The 20,347-nt window shown below is 70.1% G+C and carries 14 protein-coding genes and 1 pseudogene; 5 read left to right on the top strand and 10 right to left on the bottom strand.

The genetic code is table 11. From position 1 onward, the window contains the following. Positions 1-105: 105 nt before the first annotated feature. Positions 106-573 carry a Dps family protein gene (locus ACFY3U_RS11745; RefSeq protein ID WP_387198978.1) on the bottom strand — a complete coding sequence of 156 codons (468 nt, stop codon included), beginning with the start codon at positions 571-573 and terminating at the stop codon, positions 106-108. Positions 574-694: 121 nt separating this feature from the next. Further along, complete coding sequence (locus tag ACFY3U_RS11740; RefSeq protein ID WP_387198976.1) at positions 695-1,528, bottom strand: alpha/beta fold hydrolase; 834 nt, start codon at positions 1,526-1,528, stop codon at positions 695-697. A 258-nt stretch (positions 1,529-1,786) separates the two neighbouring features. Here ACFY3U_RS11740 and ACFY3U_RS11735 point away from each other — a divergent pair, with 258 nt between their 5' ends. Both ACFY3U_RS11735 and ACFY3U_RS11730 read left to right on the top strand, forming a co-directional pair. Next, positions 1,787-2,599, top strand: a complete 813-nt coding sequence (locus tag ACFY3U_RS11735) for a PP2C family protein-serine/threonine phosphatase (protein WP_387198972.1) — start codon at positions 1,787-1,789, stop codon at positions 2,597-2,599. Between the two features lie 78 nt (positions 2,600-2,677). Further along, a complete protein-coding gene (locus tag ACFY3U_RS11730) occupies positions 2,678-4,945 on the top strand; it encodes an ATP-binding protein (protein WP_387198969.1) in 2,268 nt (755 codons plus the stop codon). 346 nt (positions 4,946-5,291) lie between these two features. Here the strand turns inward: ACFY3U_RS11730 and argS are convergent, their stop codons facing one another. After that, the gene (gene argS, locus ACFY3U_RS11725; protein ID WP_387198966.1) at positions 5,292-7,010 is read right to left on the bottom strand and encodes an arginine--tRNA ligase; all 1,719 of its coding nucleotides are present in this window, start codon (positions 7,008-7,010) and stop codon (positions 5,292-5,294) included. 387 nt (positions 7,011-7,397) lie between these two features. Beyond that, positions 7,398-7,641 (bottom strand): annotated as a pseudogene (locus ACFY3U_RS11720) (nucleotidyltransferase domain-containing protein); the annotation flags it as partial. Between the two features lie 109 nt (positions 7,642-7,750). Here ACFY3U_RS11720 and ACFY3U_RS11715 point away from each other — a divergent pair. Next, positions 7,751-8,641, top strand: a complete 891-nt coding sequence (locus ACFY3U_RS11715; RefSeq protein WP_387198963.1) for a DUF4231 domain-containing protein — start codon at positions 7,751-7,753, stop codon at positions 8,639-8,641. Here ACFY3U_RS11715 and ACFY3U_RS11710 read toward each other — a convergent pair whose 3' ends face one another. Next, positions 8,642-9,601 (bottom strand): hypothetical protein, encoded by a 960-nt coding sequence (locus ACFY3U_RS11710; protein ID WP_387198960.1) that lies wholly within the window; start codon positions 9,599-9,601, stop codon positions 8,642-8,644. 89 nt (positions 9,602-9,690) lie between these two features. On the opposite strand from ACFY3U_RS11710, the gene ACFY3U_RS11705 reads away from it, so the two are divergent. Continuing rightward, on the top strand, positions 9,691-13,479 hold the full coding sequence (locus ACFY3U_RS11705; protein WP_387198957.1) for a DUF4062 domain-containing protein: 3,789 nt from the start codon (positions 9,691-9,693) through the stop codon (positions 13,477-13,479). A 5-nt stretch (positions 13,480-13,484) separates the two neighbouring features. Here ACFY3U_RS11705 and ACFY3U_RS11700 read toward each other — a convergent pair whose 3' ends face one another. The 3 genes from ACFY3U_RS11700 to ACFY3U_RS11690 all read right to left on the bottom strand — a co-directional run bounded on the left by ACFY3U_RS11700 (position 13,485) and on the right by ACFY3U_RS11690 (position 17,491). Beyond that, a complete protein-coding gene (locus ACFY3U_RS11700) occupies positions 13,485-14,048 on the bottom strand; it encodes a class I SAM-dependent methyltransferase (protein WP_387198954.1) in 564 nt (187 codons plus the stop codon). A 1,234-nt stretch (positions 14,049-15,282) separates the two neighbouring features. Beyond that, entirely contained in the window at positions 15,283-17,064 is a 1,782-nt protein-coding gene (locus ACFY3U_RS11695; RefSeq protein WP_387198951.1) for a magnesium transporter MgtE N-terminal domain-containing protein, read from the bottom strand. After that, positions 17,057-17,491, bottom strand: coding sequence for a hypothetical protein (locus tag ACFY3U_RS11690; RefSeq protein ID WP_387198948.1), 435 nt, complete (start codon positions 17,489-17,491; stop codon positions 17,057-17,059). The genes ACFY3U_RS11695 and ACFY3U_RS11690 overlap by 8 nt, the downstream gene beginning before the upstream one ends. 654 nt (positions 17,492-18,145) lie before the next feature. Here ACFY3U_RS11690 and ACFY3U_RS11685 point away from each other — a divergent pair. Continuing rightward, positions 18,146-18,505 carry a hypothetical protein gene (locus ACFY3U_RS11685; RefSeq protein WP_387198945.1) on the top strand — a complete coding sequence of 120 codons (360 nt, stop codon included), beginning with the start codon at positions 18,146-18,148 and terminating at the stop codon, positions 18,503-18,505. 6 nt (positions 18,506-18,511) lie between these two features. On the opposite strand, the gene ACFY3U_RS11680 is transcribed toward ACFY3U_RS11685, so the two are convergent. Together ACFY3U_RS11680 and ACFY3U_RS11675 are read right to left on the bottom strand one after the other, a co-directional pair. Further along, positions 18,512-19,168, bottom strand: a complete 657-nt coding sequence (locus ACFY3U_RS11680) for a response regulator (protein WP_387198942.1) — start codon at positions 19,166-19,168, stop codon at positions 18,512-18,514. Then, complete coding sequence (locus tag ACFY3U_RS11675) at positions 19,165-20,298, bottom strand: sensor histidine kinase (protein WP_387198940.1); 1,134 nt, start codon at positions 20,296-20,298, stop codon at positions 19,165-19,167. The genes ACFY3U_RS11680 and ACFY3U_RS11675 overlap by 4 nt, the downstream gene beginning before the upstream one ends. Between the last annotated feature and the right edge of the window lie 49 nt (positions 20,299-20,347).

The raw sequence follows: 20,347 nt of genomic DNA, 5'->3' as shown, positions 1-20,347 counted from the left end.
CGATCCATCCGACGTCGCTGCCTCGATCCTCGCCGAACGCCTCCAGGTCGACGTGAGCCGACGCCTTCGCCCTGCTGCGCGGCGTCGCGGATTCCTCGGCGTGGGTCAGTGTTGGGCGCGGAACATCCAGTGCTGCTTCTCGACGGCGGCGGTGACGCCGATCAGCAGGTCCTGGGTGATCGGGTCACTGTCCGCGGTGTCGGTGACGGCCTGCCGCAGCGTACGGATCAGGGCGTACAGGCTGTCGGTGATCAGCTCGACGGCGGTGCCGTCCTCGACGTCGCCCTGGTCGAGGGTCGGCAGGGTGGACTGGTCAGCCACCGTACGCGGCCGGCCGTCGGGGTTGACCCCGATGCTGACCGCCCGTTCGGCGACCTCGTCGGCGTGCCCGCGGGCCAGGTCGACGAGCTCGTCCAGGTGCAGGTGCAGGCTGCGGAAGTTCGGGCCGGTGAGGTTCCAGTGGGCCTGCTTGGCCTGCAGGCCCAGGTTGATCAGGTCGGTCAGGACCTGTTGCAGGGCTGCGCCGGTGGTGGCGCGGTCCTGCGGGGTGAGGATGCCTTCGACGACGGCCATGGTGATTGCTCCTAGCTGATCGGGGGGATCGACGCGGCCGGCCCGGCGGGATCGCCGGACCGGCCGCGTCGCGTACCGGCTGAGGGGACCTGGTCAGCCGGCGGTCCGGTCGATCACCGGCTCAGGCGGCGATGAATTCCAGCAGGTAGCGGTTGACCAGCTCCGGGTGGGTCCAGGCGATGTTGTGCGGGCCGTCCGGGATGACCTCGTAGCGCAGGTCGGCGATCAGGCCGGGCAGCCGGTTGGCGGTGGCGTCGATCGGCAGGATCCGGTCGGCGTCGCCGTGCAGCAGCAGGGTCGGCACGTCGATCTTGGCGACGTCCTCGCGGAAGTCGGTCAGCCAGGTGTCGACGCAGGCGTAGGCGGCGTGCGCCGAGGCGCCGATCGCGGTGGTGAAGCTGTTCTGCCAGGCCTGCTCGCTGATCCGGGTGCCGCCCAGCACGTCGACGTTGTAGAAGTTGTCGAGGAAGTCCTTGAAGTACGCCGGCCGGTCGGCGACGACGGCCGCCTTGATGTCCTCGAACACCTGCTTGTCGACGCCGTCCGGGTTGTCGTCGGTCTTGAGCAGGAACGGCTGGATGGCGCCCATCAGCACCGCCTTGCGGACCCGGTCGGAGCCGTAGCGGCCCAGGTAGCGGGTCACCTCACCGGTGCCCATCGAGAAGCCGACCAGGATGATGTCGCGCAGGTCGAGGTGCTCCAGCAGGGTGTTCAGGTCGGCGGTGAAGGTGTCGTAGTCGTAGCCGACCGTCGGCTGGCTCGACTTGCCGAACCCGCGCCGGTCGTACGTGATCACCCGGTGACCGGCGGCGAGCAGCTCGCGGGTCTGCTTCTCCCAGGACGCCCCGTTCAGCGGGTACCCGTGGATCAGCACCACGGGCTGGCCTGTGCCGTGGTCCTCGTAGTAGATGTCGATGTCGCCGCTGTTCTCTTCGCCGACCTTGACGTAGGGCATGTGGTAGCACTCCTGAGCTGGGAACGATGGAATCGGGTGAGGCCGACCGCCCCCCGGACCAGCCGGCCTCACCGCACCACCGAGTCAACCCGCCGCGACGGCCGGCCACCACGAAGAAAGCACGCAGAAGTACGCCTCCAGCAGCGCGGCGACCAAGAACGAGGTGCTTCTGCGTGCTTTCTTCATGGTGCTGCGGCGGCCGACGCGGTTCATTGGCTGGGCACGTAGCGACCAGGCAGGAAGAAGCACCCCAGTCTCATGAGTTCGACCATCTCCACCCGACCGTCACCGACCGCGCACCCACAGATGTGCGCGGTCCCCTGCCCGGTTCCGCCGCCACCGGACGTCCTGCTGGATGTGATCCCGCCGTCGTACTTCCAGGTCGCCGCCGGCAGCTTCCCCGCCGGCGGGGCCATCCTGTCCGGCGACTTCGTCGACGTGTTCCCGACCGGGGACGACCGCTGGGTCGCGGTGCTCGGGGACGTCTGCGGCAAGGGATCGGCAGCCGCGGCGGTCGCCGACGGCGTGCGAGCGATGATCCGCTGCGCCGCGGCCCGGGACGATCGCCCGGCGCAGATCCTGTCCCGGCTGAACGGGCTGCTCATGCGGGACGGACTGGCCACCACGCGGTTCCTCACCGTGGTCTGTCTGCTGCTGCGGCCCGCCGTGCGGGGCGTCGAGATCACCCTCTGCTCCGCCGGGCATCCGCCGGTCCTGCTCCGCCACCACGACAGCCGGGTGGATCCGGTCGGTGGCGGCGGGACGATGTTGGGCGTGATCAGCGAGCCCCAGTTGGCCGCGAGCCGGGTGCTGCTCGGCGCCGGTGACACCCTGCTGCTCTACACCGACGGAGTGACCGAGGCCCGCCGGGGCGACGAGGAGTACGCGGGCAGGCTTCCCCACCTGCTCGCCCGGGTGGGCGGATCGGACGTGACCACCGTGCCGGGTCATATTCAGCGAGCGGTGCTCGCCTTCGGCGGCGGAACCAATCGGGACGACCTCGCCGTCCTGGCGGTCCGCGGCGGCCCGGTCGCCGCAGTCGGTGCATGCCGACCGTCGGCGGCAGGGTGATCGGTGCCCGACGCCGAACCCGATGCCGCCCGCCCGTGAAAGACTGGGCCGGACAGACCAGGTCACAGGGGGTTTCCGATGCCGGAGGACATCGCGTTCGGACCGCTGCTGCGACGGTTACGGCTGGCCGCCGATCTGACCCTGGAACAGCTCGCCGAGCGTTCCGGGGTCAGCGACCGGGCGATCAGCGACATGGAACGCGGCGTCAGCCAGGGGCCGCAGGCCCGTACCGTCGCCGCGATCGCCGACGCCCTGCGGCTCGACCCGGACGACCGGGACGGGTTGGTCTCCGCCGCCCGCGCCGGGCGGCGGCGCGGCCAGCCTGTGGCCCGAGGTCGAGCCCCGCTGCCCCGGCGGCTCACCGATTTCGCCGGTCGCGGCGACGAGCTCGACCTGATCGACGCCCGTGCCGGCGCCGCCCGCTCCGGGCAGCCGGCACCGGTGGTGGTGATCAGCGGGCCGCCGGGGATCGGCAAGACCTCCCTCGCGGTACGGGCGGTCACCGGGCTGACCGCATCGTTCCCGGACGGGCAGTACTTCGTCGACCTGCGGGGCCTGGACAGCGCACCGCTGAGCCCGACAGCCGTGCTCGATCGCCTGATCCACGCCGTCGACCCGGCCACCGGGACGACCCCCCGCGACCTCGACGAGGCGTCCGCGCTGTGGCGCACCCTCGTCCAGGGTCGCCGGATAGCCGTGGTGCTCGACAACGCCGCCAACGAGGGCCAGGTGCGGCCCGTCCTGCCCGCCGAGGGACCGGCCACGGTGCTGGTGACCAGCCGCCGAGCCCTCAGCGGGTTGGAGGGGGTGGATCGGCTGCTGTTGGCGCCCTTGCCTGACGCGGCTGCCGTCGACCTGCTCGCCGGACTCGTCGTCGACCACCCCGGCCAGGCCGCCGGGCTGGACCGGCTCGCCCAGCTCTGTGCGAACGTGCCGCTCGCCCTGCGCATCGCCGGCAACCGGCTGGCCAGCCGACCCGGTTGGACGGCGGCCGACCTGGCCGACCGACTCAGCACCGAGGAGCGTCGGCTGGATGCCCTGACCATCGGAGACCTGCAGGTCAAGGCGGCATTCCAGCTGTCGTACGACCAGTTGTCCGGGGTCGGCCGGCGGCTGTTCCGCCGGCTCGCCCTCGTCCCGGGCCCCTCCACCGGGGCCGAACTGGCCGCCGTGCTGGCCGACGAGCCGCTGTACGGCGCCGAGGACGCCCTGGCCGAGCTGATCGACCTCGGCCTGCTCCAGCACGGTTCCGACGACCGGTACTCGTTCCACGACCTGCTGCGGCTCTACGCCGACCTGGAGCTGCGCCAGGAGGAATCCGCCGCGGACCGGCGCGCCGTGCAACGCCGCGCCGTCGACTGGCTGCTGGACACCGCCATCGTCGCCGGGCGCTGGTACGAACCCGGCTACGGCGCCCCGCCCCCCGGCGCCACCCGGTACGTCGACCTCGACACCGCCGACACGGCCCGCGAGTGGCTGCAGACCGAGGCCGAGAACTGGCTGCCCGCACTGATGGGCGCCGCTGCGGACGGCGAGCACCAGCGAGTGATCGACGTCGCCGAGTCGCTGCACTGGTTCTCCGACATGTGGGCACACTGGGGCCGGTGGCATGACGTGTTCGCGCTCTCCGTGGCGGCAGCAGACCAACTCGACGACGATCGTCTCCGGGCCGTCCATCTCGGCTATCTCGCCTGGGCCTACATCTACTGCCTGGACGAGCCCGACACGGGGTTCCAGCACGCCGAACGGGCCGTCGAATTCGCCATCCGCGCGGCGGACCTCGGCCAGCAGGGCTGGGCACGCTTCTACTGCACCTGGGCGCTGCTGAACGCGGAACGCTACGCGGAAGCACTCCGGTACGCCCGTGAGGCCGCCGACAACTTCCAGCGAGCCCGGGACAGGGAAGGGCTCCCCCAGGCCCTCATCGCTGTCGGTCAGTGTCTCGGGGGGTTGGACCGCTACGAGGAGGCCGTCGCCGCGTTCGGCGCGGTCAGCACCGTCGTCCGGGACCCGGAAACCGCACCGCCGGAGCGCATCGCGCGGATGGCGGATCTGTCGGCCACCCGCTCGATCGCGAAGCTGCACCGTCGGCGCGGGCAGTGGGGACCGATGAAGGCGCTGCTCGACGACGCGTTGGCGCTCAGCCAGCAGCTCGCGCACAAGAAGATCGAGATCGACGTCCTGGTCAACCGCGCCGAGGCATTCGTCGGTCTCGCCGACCGGGCGGCCGCCGCCGAAGACCTGCGTCGCGCGACGGTCATTCAACAGGAGATCGGCGACGAGGCCGGGGCCCGGGAAAGCCAGGAACGACTCCACCGGCTCGAGTCACCCGACCCGTCGGCGTAGTTTGTCGACGGGTCGGGTGACTCGCCGGCTCCTCTGGACCTGGTCGGCACAGGGTCGCTTGCCCGTGGAGCCGACCAAGCTATGGCCGTGGGCGGCACTTCGTTCAGCGATGACTAAGAGAACGAAGTGCCCGTACCCATCGCCGCCCACCTACCGCAGGCGTGGGGGTTCGTGTCGGTGGGATGACACGAACCAGAACCCCACGGCCGATGACCATGAGCAAGACGTTGAACCTCTCGCAAGGGTAGTCGCATCGGTGACCTCTTCGAATTCGCCGAAGAGGTCACCGCGCAGGAAGCGCTGCTTACCAAGATCGCCGGAAACACCGTTAGCGAGACAGCCCCGATCACATCTGTTCGAGAGTCCGGATGCCGAGTACGTGGAGGCCTTGCTGCAGCACTCGGGCGGTCAGGTCGCACAGCACCAGCCGGCTGTCGCGGACCGGTGCGTCGGCCCGCAGCACGGGGCACCGCTCGTAGAACGCGCTGAACGTGGCGGCCAGCCGGTACAGGTACCCGGTGAGGTGGTGAAATTCCAGGTTCACCGCCACCTCGTCGATCACTTTGCCGAAGCCGACGAGTTCGAAGGCGAGTGCGCGTTCGGCGGGTTCGGCCAGTGAGATTCCCGCTTCGGGCCGGGCCGCTGCCCCGGCCCGCCGGAAGATGGACCGGATCCGCGCGTACGCGTACTGAAGGTAGGGCGCGGTGTTGCCGTCGAGCGAGAGCATCCGCTCCCAGTCGAGCACGTAGTCCTTGTGCCGGTCACTGGACAGGTCGGCGTACTTGACCGCGCCGATGCCGACCGCCCGGCCCACCTCGGCCGCCTCGGCCTTGCTCAACTGAGGGTTGCGCTGCCGAGCCATTGCGGTGGCCCGAGCGATTGCCTCCTCCAGGAGCCCGACCAGCTTCACCGACCCGCCGGCCCGGCTGCGCAGCATCCGGCCGTCCGACCCGAGGATCGAGCCGAACCCGAGGTGCTCGGCCCGGGCCGGCGGGGCCAGCCATCCGGCCTGCGCGGCGGCGGCGTACACCATCTCGAAGTGCTGCCGCTGGGGTAGCCCGACCACGTAGAGCAGCCGGGTCGCGCCCAGCGTGCCGGTCCGGTGCCGGGTCGCCGCCAGGTCGGTCGCCGGGTAGCCGTATCCGCCGTCGGACTTACGCACGATCAAGGGCAGCGGTGCCCCGTCTCGCCCGACGAAGCCGGGCGGGAACACGCAGGTCGCTCCCTCGCTCTCCCGCACCAGCCCGAGGCGGTCCAAGTCCTCGACCACCGGGCCGAGCAGGTCGTTGTAGCTGCTCTCACCGTGGAAGTCCTGCTCGGTGAGGGTCACGTCGAGCAGGTCGTACACGGTCAGGAAGTACCGCTCGGATTGCTTCACCAGCAACCGCCACAGCCGCAGGGTTGCCTCGTCGCCGCTCTGCAACGCCACCACCCGCCGCCGGGACCGTTCCCGGAACGCCTCGTCGGCGTCGAACTTGGCCCGGGCTGCCTTGTAGAACGCGTCGAGGTCGCCCATCGACAGATCGTGCGTCGCCTCGGCCTCGCCCAGGTCGACCAGGTGCTCGATCAGCATGCCGAAGGGGGTGCCCCAGTCGCCCAGGTGGTTGGCCCGCAGCACCCGGTGCCCCAGCCACTCCAGCAGCCGGGCCGCCGCGTCGCCGATCACCGTCGACCGTAGGTGCCCGACGTGCATCTCCTTCGCCACGTTGGGCGCCGAGTAGTCGACCACTACGGTCTCCGGCGCGGCGACCACCGGCACACCCAGCCGCCGGCTGGCGGCCAGCGCGGATACCAGGCCGGCCAGGGCGTCGTCAGCGACGGTCAGATTGAGGAAGCCTGGACCGGACACCTCCGCCACGCTGCACAGGTCGGCCAGCTCGGCGTGCTGCAGCACCTCGGTGGCGATGGCGTGCGGCGACCGGCCGAGCCGCCGGGCCAGCGCCAGGGCCGCCTCGGACTGGAAGTCAGCCCTGTGGGAACGACGCACGGCCGGATCCACCGGCTCGCTCGCCACCGTCGCGAACGCTGGCGCCAGCCGGTCGGTCAGAAGCTTCTCCAGATCCATGGGTACGCCGATCTCGCTCGGATCCGCAGCGCGGATTATCGGATGAGAATGCGGGCGGACCGAGGACGATCGGCGATGACCGGCGGCTCGATCCGCCGGTCGCAGAGAAGGTCGCTCAGCGCAGGCGGTCGGTGGACCGTCGGCGTCGCAGCGCGCCGACCAAGACGTCGGAGGACGTCGTCGGGAACGCGTGCGAGCTGATCATGCCCACAGTTTAACCGCGGGGGCCAGCGGCTACGCAACGCCAATTGCCAGGCTGAGCCTCGAGGGCGTTCATGATTCCTCTCAGGTCGTCGGCGCTGCACCCGGCCATGTCTTCCGCCTCCCTTCATGACCCTGCAGGACCTGTTCATCGTCTGGGTCAGATTCGGCCGGAATGCAAGCGCGTCAGCTCAGTCGGGCGCGCACCGCCAGGTCGTGCAGCGCGTCCACGGCCATCGGGTCGGCGCGTTCCGGCAGCGTCGAGGTGTCCCGGGCGGTCTCCAGTTCGGCGCGCAGCCGCAGCACATCGACGGCGAGTCGCTCCACGGCACCTGCGGGGAGCGGTCCCGTGCTCGGGTTCCCGTTTCGCGGCGATGAGGTCCGGCACGTACGCCAGCCTCGTGCCGAGCACAGCGAGGTCGGTCTCCACAGCTTCGGCCCCTTCCATCACTCACCCAGTCGGGCGGTGGGAAGGCTCAGCCGGCTTCGGACGGAAGCCTGCGGCGAGAGCCTCGAGAAGTTGCGGCGAGAATTCCGGCATGGCATCCACCGTAGAATCGAAAGTGCTGTCTTCGAAGTGGGACGAGCAGAGCGTCTGGTCCCAGGCGGCCAACGAGGTGAAGGCCCTGATACGGCGGGCCCGGCGGCGCGTTCTGGGGCTGACCATCGCCGGGGCGGTCCTGACGGCGGTCGCCGCGCAGATCACTTCGGCCGCACACCGTCTCGCGGTGGCGGTCGGGCTGGCCGCCGCGGTCGCGTTGGTATTGGTGCCGCTGGTGGGGCGGGCCGCCTCGGCGGCCGCAACCTCGGACTGGACCCGGCTCAGGTCGGTCTCCGAGTCGTTGAAGGCCGAGGTCTACGCCTATCTGGCGGGCGTCTCCCCGTTCCGGGGTGACGATCGCGCTCGAATCCTCCTGGACCGGGTGGGGGAGATCGTCGAGGCCGCGCGGGACCTCGCAGGGCACACGGCCGGCATCGCCGCTGAATCGCGTGAGCTTCCGGCGGTGCGGGACGTGGCCACGTACATCGATCTGCGGGTGGAGGGGCAGAAGAACGACTACTACCGACGGAACGCCGCCGCGATGCGGCGCTACTCGGCCAGGACGCGGAGGGCCGAGGCTGCGCTCTCCTATCTCGCCGCCGGGCTCGCCGCTGTGTCCGGGGTCGTCCCCGGCATCGGTGTCGCCGGCTGGGTCGGCGTGGTGACCACGATCGGGACCGCCCTGGTGGCGCACGCGGCCGCCGAGCGTTACGAGTACCAGCAGGTCGAGTTCGCGAGGACGGCCGCCGGTCTGCAGCACCTGCTCGACCAGTACGAGGTCACGCCACCGGGTCCTGCCCGGGACGATGCGTTCGTGGCGGATTGCGAACGTCTCATCTCCATCCAGAACGACGGGTGGATGGCGAAGATGGCTGGGGAGGAGACCTGATCAGGAGACTGTCATGGTGGTGTGCCAGAGCGCACTGTCCTCGCCGATCAGCAGCAGGTCCAGCGTGCCGTCCGAGCCGGGCACCGCGCTGATCGACCCGACGAGGCTGCCGCCGAGGCACTCCCACCAACTCCAGTCGTCCCGGCGTAGGGTGCGGTACCACACCGCACCCTCGTCTCCGACGACCAGGGCGCAGATGGAACCGTCGGGAAGCGCCGCCACCCGCGGCGGATGGGCGATCTTGCCGCCCAGTGGGGTGGGGTCCGTCCACTCCCCGTCCTGGCGTCTCATGTGCAGGAGCGTTCGATCCGGCGCGAGCGCCACGAGGTCCAGGCGCCGGCCCGGTCCGGCCGCGAGGTGGGGGACGGCGGCGGCGAGGCCGTCGTCGAGGCACTGCCAGTCGGTCGCCTCCGGAGCACCGCACGCGAGGTGCTGCAGTCGCCGGTCGGCGCCCAGCGCGAACAGTTCCAGCCCGCCGTTCCCGGCAGCGATCACATGAGGCATGCCGAGCGACAGCCCTGGGAGCGGAGGGGCCCAGGGCCCCCAACGGCCGTCGCGCTGGGAGCGACGGTAGATCAGCCGGTCCAGCCCCTGTACCAGGAGATCGAGCTGGCCCTGAGCGGAGCGGACGGCCGCCGGCGCCGCCATGCTGCTGCCCACGTCTTGGTGGTGCAGGGACAGCCACGGCGACCACCGGCCGTCCTCCAGCGCCGAGTGGCAGACGAAGAGTTCCTGGTTGACCGCGAAAACGTCGACCCGGCCGTGGTCCTCGACCACCGTGGGTCCGTACAGCATCCGGCCCCCGAGGGAGTGCCACGGCTCCCAGTCTGCTCCACTAAGCCAGCGCACGTGGATAGCGTGGTCCGCGCCACGGACGAAGACGCCGAGCGAGCCGTCGCGCAACCGCACCGACTGGGGGCCCTCGATCCATGTCCCGCCGAGGGACTTCCAGGTAGCCACCACACCTCCCGAACGCCGTAGCGTCGAACGGACGTCTCCCGATCGCCGCAGTATGAAACCATCATGGCAATGGATGGAGGATCGTACCCATGTCTTCCAACTCGCCGTGGCGCGTCTTCCTGTCGCACACCACCGAGCTGCGCACCTATCCGGTGGCCGGGTCGTTCGTTGCCGCTGCCGAGCGCGCCATCTCCCGAGCCGGTCACGCGATCGTGGACATGTCCTACTTTGCCGCGCGGGACGTTCGGCCTGCGGCGTTCTGTGTGGAGGTCATTGACCAGGCCGACGTGTATGTGGGGCTGATCGGGCTGCGGTACGGCTCACCGGTGCGCGACCGGCCTGAGGTGTCCTACACCGAACTGGAGTACGAGGCCGCGAGCCGCAGCGGGAAGCCCCGCCTGGTCTTCCTGCTGGACGAGGACGCTGAGTTGCCCGTCATCGCCTTCGCCGACTTCCGGTTCTGGGATCGGCAGCAGTCCTTTCGACGGCGGCTGAAGCAGGACGGGCTCGTCACCGTCGGCTTCCGAACACCCCACGACCTGGAGACCAGCGTCTACCAGGCGCTGGCGGAGCTGCGCGGGGCGGGTGGGGGCAGGCGTGTCTCCGCCGTTCCGTGGAACGTGCCCACTCCCGAGAACGCGATCGTCTCGCGGCCGGATCTGGTGCGGGCGGTGACTACGCTGCTGCTCGACGAGGCGGAGCCGCACGGCCCGATCGCGCTGACCACCGCTTTGCACGGCACGGGTGGCTTCGGCAAGACGACGCTCGCGGCGGAGGTGTGTCTGCTGCCGGAGATCAGGAGTCGTTATCCGGGCGGACTGCTGTGGGCGACGATCGGCGAGGAAGCGGGGGACGAGCAGCTCGCGGGCATCGTCAACGACCTCTCGGAGCAGTTGTCGGGGCAGCGGCCGACGCTGTCCGGCGTGGACCAGGCGGGTTACCGGTTGGGTGCGTTGCTCGACGAGCGGCCGGCCACCCTGCTCGTCGTCGACGACGTCTGGAAGCGGGCCCAGCTACGCCCGTTCCTGCTGGGGGGTGTTGGCTGCCGCAGGCTGGTCACCACCCGGGTGCCGACCCTGCTGCCCGACGAGGCCTCGCTGATCCTGGTGGACGAGATGGGGCAGGCGGAGGCCCGGGAACTGGTCACGAACGGACTGCCACCGCTCGGCGTGCCGGTCGTCGGCCAGCTTCTCGACCTCACCGGACGGTGGCCGCTGCTCATGGCGCTGACCAACGGGGCCATCCGCCGAGCGGTTCGCGACGGGGCACCCGCCGACGAGGCCGCGGTAGAGATCATCGCGCGCCTGCGCGAGGAGGGACCGACCACGCTCGACATCGGCAGTGACCAGGATCGGGCCAAGGCCGTTCATGCCACCCTGACGGTGAGCCTCGCGCAGCTCACTGAGGTCGAGCGGGACTGCTACCGGCAACTCGGCATCTTCCCCGAGGACGCGGTCATACCCCAGGACGTCGTTCGGCTGCTGTGGCACCACACCGCCGGCCTCGACCGGCGCGCAGCCGATCGGTTGACCAAGGAGCTCACCGGCCTCTCGCTGGTGTCCACCCGCCGTGGGCAGCCCGGCTGCCAGATCCACGATGTGCTGCGTTCCTACCTTCGCATGGACCTGGGTGAGCGGCGCATCGCCGAACTCAACGGCACGCTGGTCGACGCGGCGGCGACGCTGGTCGGCCGGGACACGCCCGCGGCCTGGTGGCTGCTGCCGCCGTCGGCGGAATACCTCTGGCTGCGGCTCTGCTACCACCTGGCGGAGGCCGGCCGCAGCGCGGAGATCACCACGCTGGTACGCAACCTCAAATGGCTGGACGCCAAGATCCGGCTCTTCGGCCCGGTCTCGGTGGAACCTGATCTGGCGCTCAGCGGAGACGCCGGCGTAGCGGCCGTGAAGACGACCCTGGGTCAGGTCGCCCACCTTCTCGCTCCGCTGCGTCCGGAGCGGGCCCTGACCGGCGTCCTGCTCAGCCGGCTGTCCGAGACTCCGCAGGCCCGGGCCATGGTGGACGCCTTCCTGGCGGACTGGGGTGAGTATCCGCGGCTGCTCAACGACTGGCCGCTTCCCGACCAACGCAGCCAGGCCCTGCGCCGGGTGCTCACCGGCCACCACGGGCCGGTGCACAGCTGCGCGGTCGCGCCGGACGGCACCTGGGCGGTCTCCGGCGGTGACGACGGCACGGTCCGGGTGTGGGACCTGCGTACCGGGCGCTGCGACAACACGCTGGACGGTCACTCGGCAGCGGTCCGAGGCTGTGCCATCGCCCCGGATGGCACGTGGATCCTCAGTGCCAGTGACGACCACACCTGTCGGATGTGGGACTCGCGTACCGGTCAGACGATTCTCGTCGTGGTGGGCCACGCGAGCGCCCTGCGCGGTTGCGCGATCGACCCGGACGGCACCTGGTTCGCAACGACGGGAGAGGACGGCGACGTCGGGATCTGGGACTCGCGCACCGGCGCGCACCGGACGACGCTGCGGGGCCACACCCGCTGGGTCAACTCGTGTTCGATCTCCGCGGACGGCACCAGGCTGGCGACCGCGAGCCACGACCGCACCGCTCGGATCTGGGACGTCGCTACCGGCACGACTCAACGGATCCTCGAGGGCCACACCGACTGGGTGTCTGCCGCGATCTTCGTCGGCGCGAGCGCGATGGTGACGACCAGCGGCGACCAGACCGCCCGACTGTGGGACCTGGGCACCGGCGTCAGCCGGGCGGTCCTCGGTGGACGTGCCGGCCCTATCCGCGGCTGCGCGGTGTCGACGGACGGGTCGTGGTTGGTGACCGCCGACGCCGACCACCGGCTTCGGATGTACGCGACCGTGGACGGCGAGCTCCTCGGTGACTTCGAGGGGCATGCGGAGGCGGTCCGGGCGTGCGCGACCGCGCCGTCGTCGGATCTGATGCTGTCCGCGTCGGCCGACGGCACGGTGCGACTCTGGGAGACCGGCGGTGGCGCCGCGGGGTCGAGGACGCTGTCGCACGATCGGCAGGCGCTGGCCTGCGCCGCCGCATCCGACGGCGCGTTCGTGGTCTCGGCCGAGGGCACGTCGGTGGTGCTCCGCGACGTCGCCGACCCGTACCGGCGACGGGTGTTCGACGGCCATCGCCGGCGGGTACACGCCGTCGCCGTCGCTGCGGACGGTACGCGCGTCGTCTCCGCCAGCCACGATCGGACCGTGCGGCTCTGGGACGCGCAGACCGGTAGCGTCCACCGCGTTCTCGTCGGTCACGACAGCCTGGTCAATGCCTGCGCGATCAGCCCGGACGGCGGGTCGGTCGCGTCGGGTTCGCACGACCGGACGGTGCGGATCTGGGATGCCGGGACCGGACGGGTCCGGGCCGTCCTGCGCGGGCACGACGGGCCGGTGCGGGCGTGTGCGATCGCCCCGGACGGTGCCTGGTTGGTCTCCGCGGCCGACGACCGTACGTTGCGGATCTGGGACGTCGAGTCCGGTGCGCCGAGCCAGGTCCTTCGGGGACACGAGTCGGCGGTCGCCGGATGCGCGATCGCCCCCGACGGGACCTGGCTGGCCTCCTGCGGTGCGGACGGCACGATCCGGGTGTGGGATGTGGCCGCCCGCGCCGTCCGTCGCGTGCTACGTGGCCACGACGGGCCGGTTACCGACTGCGCGATCTCGCCGGACGGTCGCTGGCTGGCCTCCACCGGGGTCGACGGTGTACTGCGCGTCTGGTCGGCTGAGGCTCCGGATCCGGAACCGGCGACCGCCATGCGCGTGGAGTACGGCCTGTGGCGCTGCTGCTGGCTTCCCGGCGGCGAGCGGCTGCTCGCGGTGGGAGAGCGGGGTTCCTATCTGTTCTCGTTCGTCTCCCGCCCATGGGAGGGGCCGGTCACCGGGTAGCCGCGTCAGCGGGCCACGACCTCGCGCAGGTCCATGCCGGTCAGGCCCATGTCACCCGCGATCTCCCGCCATCGATCGATCGGGTACTTCAGACAGTGGCTGTCGTCGCCTTCGTACTGCAACTCGGGAACGCGTCCAGTGTTCACCTGGTGCAGCTGCACGGTCGAGACACGGGCGCTCTCACGCAGCGCGCGCACCGCGTGCTCGTGGTCCATGTGTTCGAGCACGTCGAAGGAGGCCGAGGCGGCGAACCAGCCGTCGCTGAACGGCAGTTCCCAGGCGGGTGCCAGGGTGAGGTACGTGCGGATCTCCGGATCGGCCTTCGAGACCGCGTATTCCGACCAGTCAACACCGTAGGCCTCGATCCCGCGTCGGCGGAGCGCGGCGACGAGGTATCCCTTGGCGCAACCGATGTCGAGCACCCGACCCTCGACGCCGTTGCCGCGCATCAGGTCGATGATGCCCTCGGCGTGTTCGTCGAAGGGGGCTGTCAGCGGGGTGTACTCGTCGTAGTGGCTCTTGCCCGGCCGATCGAAGTAGGTCTCGTCGTAGAAGTCGGCACCCTGCACGGCAACTCCCTCGTCACTCTCGGCGACTCATTGTATCGACTTATGTCGACCCGTGCATGGCGTGTTACGGGCTGGCGGACTCGTTACGCGGCGCCGGGCCGCTGACTCGTTCTGGGCGAGGCGCCGGCCGGTATCCCGAGGACCATCCTGGAGCGCACCTATCGAGCAGTCGGTATTCGTTGACTGGTTCATCGATGACGACGGTGAGACCAAATTCCAGGTCAACGGCGTCACCTATCCCGCTGACGCCGACTACCCAGACGGGCCCTGGGAGCCGACCCGCGGGTGTTCGCGCCCCTCGGCGCCGGCGAGGTCGACCTGGAGCGCCTTGGTGCCATCCTGCAAGGCGAGCTGAACGGAACTGGCCGGGGGCTCGCGGAACAGCAGCACTGGGCGATAGCCGAGGCCCTGAATCTGGATCCCCGCGCGCTGGCCGCCGCCTTTCGGTGGACCCGTCACGACGATCTTCCCCTCGCCGTCAGAGTCCAACCTGGGGGCCCTGCCAGAGCAAGCCGCGTCGGGGAACGTCAAAGCTCAGTTCGCCGTGGCCCCTGGGGTACCGAGCCTCCACCTACGGGACGCTGGTGCCTCTGTACCTATCTAGCCGTGTAAAGCCGATCGTCTCGGGGATCTGACCAGTTCGGCGTTCTCTGGGAGGCCACACCCACTCGCTCGCCAGCATCGTCGCAGGTCACGGCACCCCTCTCCGCCCACCGCAAGTGAGCACTTCGGACGCGGTGACCACTTCGCCAAGCTGCACCCAATCTGCACCCACCTGCAAGGCATGAACACTCGCATGGTCCTTACTGCCCTGACTTGCGGACACTCCCCTACCAGGCGACATAGAGTCCCGTTGACTGCTGTTCAGTGCCGTTGAGTGCAGTTGTGTGAATGCGGACGCCGCACCGGCTCTGACCTGCAAAAACGAGAAGCCGCACATGGGGCGGGTGCAGTTGAGCGCCGTTACGCGCTGTTGGATCCAGTTCAACGCCGTTAGGGGCACCCAACTGCTCCTCACGTGCTCCCCGACCCGCGCGACCGCAGCATCGCCCGCCGCCCTGGCGCTCCGCTTCGGCACGTCTTCAAGGAACAGCACCGAGGCCGACGTTTTCTCAGCGGGGACGGTTGGCTGACGTCGCGGTCGGCGAGAGCCTGGACGTAGGCATCGAGGACAGGTTGGCGACGGCGTGGGTCGGTGCGGGTGGTCCGGCTCGTGTCGTAGTTCGAGATCCGTCTATGGCCAGAAGTCCCCAAGAGCCTTAGCTCGTTCACCCAACGATGGCGAGAGCCCCTCGGTGTCGAGGAAGCGCCCGGAGGCCAGGTCGTCAGCGACGTGCGCCATCGTCCGCGCCTCAAGGTAGGAGACGCCGCGTCGACTTGCACTCAGAGCCAGGATGGCGGCTGCATGGCGAGGGGGCAGTTGAGACAGCACCGCGATCAGGAATCGAGGCATTTCTTCGATAGCGGCGTCGGCTAGCGGCGCCGCCTGTTCGGGGCTCATCCAGCGCAGCAGGTGCGCTACCGCTGCGAGCGGCATGATCGCGAGCACGGCCAGTTGACGTTGCGCCGGCAGGCTGGCCGCGAGCGGCGCACCCCACCTCTGCGGCATCTCGAGTAGCAGCTTGACGACGTCCTCGTCCGCCATCTGGGCTACCACGGCTGCTGCGTTCACAGGATGCATCCAGGCCAGCACGACTGCCTGTCGGGCGATGGGCAGGCGATGCAGCACAAGAGCCGCACTGCCCGCGTCTTGGATCGTCAGCAGTGTCGCCAAGGGCGCCGGTTCCATCGCACGCTGCACCGCAAGCGCGTCGTCCGAGCCCAATTCCCTGACGACCGCCAACGCTTCAACGGGCGAGAATTCGCTCAAACGCGTGGCCGCCTGCGCGGCCGGCATGGACGCTAACCGCATCCCCTCAACCATTGCCCACTGAGGATAGGTATCGGGCATCGCTGTCTGAACCAGCGCGGTCTGCTCGGCGGGCAGGCGAAGGAGCAGGGTTGATCGGCCGAATTCCATCTTGACGGGCTGCGCCAGGATCGCCGCCAGGGCGATGGGTGGCACCTGCGCCAAAACGTACACCGCTTGCTCAAGCTGCATGCGACAGACGAGCTCCGCCGCCTCCGCCGGTGAGCACTCCGTCAGCACCGCCGCGGCCCGGTCACGCGGTAGCGCACACAGCATTGCCGCGAACCACATCCTAAAATAGGCGGTTGCCACCTCGACCGGTGGCTCGTCTACCTGGTTCAGTCCGGACGTGAATGCGACACCCAGTCGGCCGATGGGCAGCGCCGAGAGCACCGCCACCCCTTGCTCTTGTCCCAGCCGCGCGACGACCGCTCTGCAGCTGGGCTCCGTCACCTCGGCCAACACCGCTGCCACCTCGTCCACAGTCATCGACTTCATCGCCCCAGCGGTCAGGTGCAGCTGCCCCTCGACAACCGTCACCGCCGCCCTGTCCGGCGGTAAACGCCTCAACAGCTCGGAGCTGTGCGGCGGCGCGAACGCGTGCAGCAGGGCCGTGAGCCTCTCGTCTGGCAGACGCCCGAGTATCGCCGTGGCCCGATCGTCGAGCGGCATGACGGCGACGAGGGCGTGCGCCCGCTCCGTCTCCAGTTCGGCGATGAGCTGCCCGGCGCGCTCCGGTGGCATGTGCAGCAGGATGGCGGCGGCGAACGGAGCGGTCAGCTGCCGCATCCGGTCGAGGACCATCTGCTCGTCCATCTCTGCCAGCAGGTCGGCGCAGACGTGCACGGGCATGGCGGCGAGCCGGCGTGCAGCAGCTAGAACCCCCATCTCCGCCAAGACGGAACGGGCGTCCTCGGCGTGCATCGAGATGAGCTCCGCACCGGCCGCACGCACCGGCATCGCAGACAGGCGCGCGGCCGCCGACCGGACCTGACCGACGGTCACGTACATGGTGCCCTGTCCGACCTGGTACACCGCAGCGTCGCCGCTGGCGGCAGCAGTCATCTCAACGGCGCCGGTCGGCCGGACCGCGTTCTCGTCAGTCATCGTGCCGGATGGTCATCTCGCCCTGAGCGACCTGGTAGATGCGTCCCTGGTCGTGGGCGCTGGCCCGCTGGGTCACCGAGCCGTGCCAGGTGCCCGCGCCCGGCCCCAGCGCGGGCTCCAATTCGTCTCGCAGAAGCCGGCGCAGTTCGGCCTCGATGCCCGGCTCCGTGGCCAGCAACCGGCGAATCCGTTGCTGCCACTCGATCGTGAGGGCGTCTGCCAGTGCCTTTTCGCTGTGCCGGTGGGCATCAACGAGTTCGGCACGCGCCTCGGTGAGCTCTGCCTCGGTCGCGTCGCCACGGTCCGGATGCACCCGCCGCCATAGGCTTCCCATGGCGGACCGGGCAGTCTGCCATGCGTCGGTGGCGAGCAGCGCGACGACCGTGGACCCCGCCACATCGGCCAACATCACCAGTTGTTCGTCCATGTCGACCTGCCGCCTCCCGCCACACGAGGATAGATATATCGACGGTATCTGAGGTGGTCCAGGGTGGCAGTCCGTCAACGTACTCTTGACACCTAGTGCGCACCGCAAGGCCTGCATCCGACCGGCACCGGCGGTCCGCAACGCAGCCTGAACAGCCCGCTCCGCGCCGTTTGCCACGCCGCACCCAATATGCACCCACCTGCAAGGCATGGACGCTCGTAGAGTCCTTACCGCCCTGACCTGCGGATATACCCCTACCAAGCGACATAGAGTGCTGTTGACTGCTGTTCGGTGCCGTTGAGTGCAGTTGTGTGAAGAGAGTGCTCTTCCGGGCAGGTTGTCCACCCGGACACGTAGCAAGCTGCGTCACCATTCGCGTGCTCCCGCCTCCAAGGCCACCAATCGACCTGACAACCGAACGGATTCGAGCAGAGAGCGAGCTACAGGCCCGGGCCTCGGCCGCGCCACGCCGGATGACCTGGTCGGGGATCACCACGGCGGGTCCAGGCCATCGGGAACATCATCACCGCGCTCCGCGACGCGGACCCCGAGGACGAAGCCGAGGTCTACCGCCAGCTCGACCTGCGGCTCACATTCCACCCGGAAGCGCCAACGGTTCACGCTGTAACCGATCTCAGCGCACACCGTCTGCCTATGGGTCGCGTCCGAGGGGCCACACCGGTCCGCTACATGCGATGGCGCGACGGGCGACCGTGGGCGGTGCACGACTGGGACAGCGTCGCCACCCTGCCAGAGGCGGCCCTGGTCGGCCACGCCGCCGCGGTCTGGAGCATCGGTTCGGATGCCGGTGAGCCGGACGTCGTCCGTTCCCAGGACTTCCTGGACGCGTACCAGCACGCGGCCGGACGGCGGTTCAGCACGCAGGAGAGCGAGGTGGCCTGGGCCGCCGGGCTGTGGACACGGGCCTTCAACGTCAAGAAGTGGCACCGCGACGGTTACCCGGGCCTAAGCCGCGCCAGGGCGGACCAACGCCTACGCCGGGCCGGCTGCTGATCGTCGTCAGGTGCCGACGCGGCGTGTCTCGTACGCCCACATGACGATCTCGACGCGGTTGCGGGCGTTGAGTTTGCGCATCAGGGCGGCGATGTGGGTCTTGACGGTGCTGAGGCTGATGGACAGTTCGTCGCCGATCTCGCTGTTGGTCCGCCCGCGAGCGGCGGCCAGCAGGACCTGTTCCTCGCGCGCGGTCAGCGGCTCGACGGGCTCGGGTGGCACCGGGCGCGAGCGGCTGTTCGCGAAGGAGGACAGGAGCCTGGCGGTGATGTTCGGTGCGATCAGGGCGTCGCCGCGGGCGGCGGCGTGGACGGCCTGGGTGAGCATCTCGGCGCCGGCGTCCTTGAGGAGGAAACCTCGGGCGCCCGCCTTCAGCGCGCCGTGGACGTACTCGTCGAGGTCGAAGGTGGTGATGACGACGACCGCAAGCGGATCGGGCACGTCGGCCCCGGCGAGTTGGCGGGTGGCTTCGATCCCGTCGACCTCGGGCATCCGGATGTCCAGCAGGCACACATCGGGACGCAGCGAACGGGCCATGGTGATAGCCCGGCGCCCGTCGGCGGCCTCGCCGACGACCGTGATGCCCGGTTGGGCGTCCAGGATCATGCAGAGCCCGGCCCGGACGATGTCCTGGTCGTCGGCGACCAGCACGCGGATGGTCATGACGCCCGCACGGTCAGCGGCAGCGAGGCGTCGACGCTCCAGCCACCGTCCGGGTCGGGCCCCGCCCGCAGGATGCCGCCGAGCAGGCTCGCCCGCTCGGCCATGCCGCGCAGCCCGTAGCCGGTGTGCGGGGAGCTGGTCGTGCTCGCCTCGCCGTCGTCGCGCACCCGCAGGCGCACCCGGCTGCGGGATGCGGTGACGTCGACGGTGACTCCGGTGGCGCCGCGGGCGTGGCGGGTCGCGTTGGTGACCGCCTCGGCGGCGATCAGGTAGAGGGCGGTGCCGACTGCCGGGTCGACGGCCTCGACGTCACCGCAGACCCGCACGCGGACGCCCGGCACCTCGCCGCCGGGACGAGCGAGTCGTGCGACGTCCCCCACCCCGCGCCGGGGGGCGAGGTCGGCGTCCGTGCCGTCGCGTAGCACGCCCACGAGGGCTCGCATCTCCTTGAGCGTCCGGGACGCCTCTTCCTCGATGGTGACCAGGGTGGCCAGCGCGCGCTCCGGATCCGCGGCGGACAGCGCACGGCCTGCCTGTGCCTGGACGGCGATGGCAAGGACGCGGTGGCCTACCGTGTCGTGCAGCTCGCGGGCGAGGTCGTTGCGCTGGCGAAGCCGTACCTGCTCGATGTCGCGGTCGCGGCTCCTGGTGCGGTAGCGCACCGCCGCGCCGAGCGCGGCCGAGAACAGGAAGAACCCGTAACCGGCGACCTTCTCCGCGGGTGAGGTCGGTTCCGCGACGAGGGTGACGGGAAGCCAGACGAGGATGACGCCGAGTCCGATGGCAGCCTCTCGACCTGACCCCCAGCGCAGCAGGGCGTAGGGCAGCACCAGCAGCCCCGCGATGCCCAGCAGGCCTGTGGCATCGATGACCGCGATTCGCGCCAGGTCGAACGCGAGAACGGTGCCGAAGGCAACGGTGACCGCGACCAGCGGCCGCGTGCGTCGCCACAGCAGGCTCGCCGCGACCACGACGCTGACCCCGACCAGCAGCGGCGCCCATGACCGATCGTCGCGCAGCAGCAGCTCGACGAGCGAGATCGCGACAAGAGCCGAGGACAGCGCCCAGTCCCGCCAGACCCGCACCGGCGGGCGGGCGGGGCGGGGCTCGGCCCAGATCCCAGAAACCATGCTTCCCCCTCCCCTCCCCGACAAGGTAGGGGGGCCGCCGCTCGGGCGA

The organism is Micromonospora sp. NPDC000089 (genome assembly GCF_042899365.1).
Lineage (GTDB): Bacteria > Actinomycetota > Actinomycetes > Mycobacteriales > Micromonosporaceae > Micromonospora.
Note: the sequence above shows the minus strand (reverse complement) of the source record. Positions and strands in the feature narration are given on the sequence as shown.

Excerpts from the sequence above, each read along its gene's own strand:
- ACFY3U_RS11745 (WP_387198978.1), bottom strand. The coding sequence starts at position 573 with ATGGCCGTCGTCGAAGGCATCCTCACCCCGCAGGACCGCGCCACCACC.
- ACFY3U_RS11740 (WP_387198976.1), bottom strand. The coding sequence starts at position 1,528 with ATGCCCTACGTCAAGGTCGGCGAAGAGAACAGCGGCGACATCGACATC.
- ACFY3U_RS11735 (WP_387198972.1), top strand. The coding sequence starts at position 1,787 with ATGAGTTCGACCATCTCCACCCGACCGTCACCGACCGCGCACCCACAG.
- ACFY3U_RS11730 (WP_387198969.1), top strand. The coding sequence starts at position 2,678 with ATGCCGGAGGACATCGCGTTCGGACCGCTGCTGCGACGGTTACGGCTG.
- argS (WP_387198966.1), bottom strand. The coding sequence starts at position 7,010 with ATGGATCTGGAGAAGCTTCTGACCGACCGGCTGGCGCCAGCGTTCGCG.
- ACFY3U_RS11715 (WP_387198963.1), top strand. The coding sequence starts at position 7,751 with ATGGCATCCACCGTAGAATCGAAAGTGCTGTCTTCGAAGTGGGACGAG.
- ACFY3U_RS11705 (WP_387198957.1), top strand. The coding sequence starts at position 9,691 with ATGTCTTCCAACTCGCCGTGGCGCGTCTTCCTGTCGCACACCACCGAG.
- ACFY3U_RS11695 (WP_387198951.1), bottom strand. The coding sequence starts at position 17,064 with ATGACTGACGAGAACGCGGTCCGGCCGACCGGCGCCGTTGAGATGACT.
- ACFY3U_RS11690 (WP_387198948.1), bottom strand. The coding sequence starts at position 17,491 with ATGGACGAACAACTGGTGATGTTGGCCGATGTGGCGGGGTCCACGGTC.
- ACFY3U_RS11685 (WP_387198945.1), top strand. The coding sequence starts at position 18,146 with ATGGGTCGCGTCCGAGGGGCCACACCGGTCCGCTACATGCGATGGCGC.
- ACFY3U_RS11680 (WP_387198942.1), bottom strand. The coding sequence starts at position 19,168 with ATGACCATCCGCGTGCTGGTCGCCGACGACCAGGACATCGTCCGGGCC.
- ACFY3U_RS11675 (WP_387198940.1), bottom strand. The coding sequence starts at position 20,298 with ATGGTTTCTGGGATCTGGGCCGAGCCCCGCCCCGCCCGCCCGCCGGTG.